The organism is Chitinophaga sp. (genome assembly GCF_036566945.1).
In the GTDB taxonomy this organism is placed as follows: domain Bacteria; phylum Bacteroidota; class Bacteroidia; order Chitinophagales; family Chitinophagaceae; genus Chitinophaga.
The window spans coordinates 1-1,657 of record NZ_DATCVJ010000969.1 but is presented as its reverse complement, the minus strand read 5'-3'; the positions used below and the strand labels follow the sequence as shown (position 1 = coordinate 1,657).

The 1,657-nt window shown below is 46.0% G+C and carries 2 protein-coding genes; both read left to right on the top strand.

Annotation, left to right across the window (positions count from 1 at the left end; all coding sequences use genetic code 11):
- The coding region (locus VIP81_RS29090) for a hypothetical protein (protein WP_331969965.1) at nt 1–1,218 on the top strand (1,218 nt) is incomplete at its 5' end.
- The coding region (locus VIP81_RS29085; RefSeq protein WP_331969962.1) for a hypothetical protein at nt 1,215–1,657 on the top strand (443 nt) is incomplete at its 3' end. The genes VIP81_RS29090 and VIP81_RS29085, both read left to right, overlap by 4 nt.

Below are 1,657 nucleotides of genomic sequence, written 5' to 3'. Positions count from 1 at the left end.
GGGGGGGTATTTGTTTCTGGTTGTTCTGGAGTAGGACCGCAAGTTAACGATAAGTACACTGTGTTTACGCCGGAGTTTGCAGATAATCGGGTCTATTATTTAGGGGCGAAACAGGCTGGGAAAAATCAACCATTAGAGTCGGTAGGTCTAAATTCTGAAAAAAATAAAAACGAGATTGTGCGAAATTCCCCCATTTCCATAATTCTAAGGTCTGTTGAGATTCCGGCAAAATATGAAAGTGATGGTAAAGGGGGATTGAAAAAAGGCGTAATTACTGAAAGTGCTGATTATGCCGTTATCCTTGATGTAGGTATAAAGGCGGATGGTTCCGCAAATTCATTGGTGGTATGGTATCAGCGTGGCGTGCAGCCGGATCAATCATTAAATTTCTCTAATTTACTTGTTTATTACGAGCCTAGGTGGGACGAAAGAGTTGCGCCATTTTTTCGAGTGCGCGTAATGAATGTCACCAAAGAGAAAAATGAGGAAACTCGAAGGGCTTTGGAGCGGGCGCATAATGTCGCTGGCACCATCGGGGTGATGGCGAAAAATCCAATCGTGACACCTCTAATTGGGATTTCATTTACTGCGGCTGAATTGGTGTTTGCTAATAAAGAAAACAAAATGCTTTTGGATTACTCAGTTCAGTTGTATTCGTCTTCTGCCGCAGAGCAGGCAGGGATGGAGCTAGGAACATTAAAGCGTGGTTCCTATGTTGTTGTTGGTCGACCTCCAGCGGAGTCTCGGACTTTCTGGAAAGGGCCGTTTACTTATGACCCGGAAAGTCGGTTGGTTTTCAGAGGTGCCGACATGATTAACGTCCCAACGGCGTCGCTGACTGTGGGCACATTCGAGAGCATTGTGCCAGTCAGTGTTGTGGACCGATCAACAACGCTGACTGCACTGTTAAGTTCAAGCGGCTCCGGGACAACGGTTGAAGAAATACAAGATGTTAATAATCGGCTCTCTGCTAGCATTGAGGCGTTCACTGCAGCAGAGAAAATCCGAAGATATAGAAATCATATGGATGTCCAAAATATTTTGGTAAAGATGAATATGGATCGGGTTTTTCAATCTCGTTTAGGTTCTGAAGACGTCTTTTTTGTTTTGCGTGCGGCTAGTGAATGCTTTGGTGTTACGCCCTTTGCGTCGATTAAAGAAGCGTATGATTACAGGGCTGCACACGAGAATGAACGTTGTAAGGGGGAGGCATCATGAAACTTTTAGGGGTGGTGTTTATTCTTTTTGTTTTGGCCGGGTGCAGTGCAGGGCCCCGCTCCGCAATGATGCCTGACCCGCCGATGGTGGCGTTAGCTCAAGACGTTCCTCTTTATCCAGTGCTCGGGGGCTTTAAACTTAATAAAGAGACTCCGACAATCGATGCGCTGTTGGAGGCTTTCAGTCGTAATGGTGCCAAAGCCTTCAAGGATCGGGGGTTAAAGTATAATTATGTAGAGGTTTATCCTGGTAGGGCTTGGTGTGACATCTCATTTAAAAGTGGGTTGTTGACCTACATGTTTGGTGTTCAGTTTGTCCAAGCGCCTGACGGAGGTGTTATAGCGGTGGTGCGGAATATGCGGACAGTTGAGGGCTACCCCGTAGATAATAAGGTGTTAGATATAAATACGGATGTATACGCCGCGCTGCTGGAGGCACA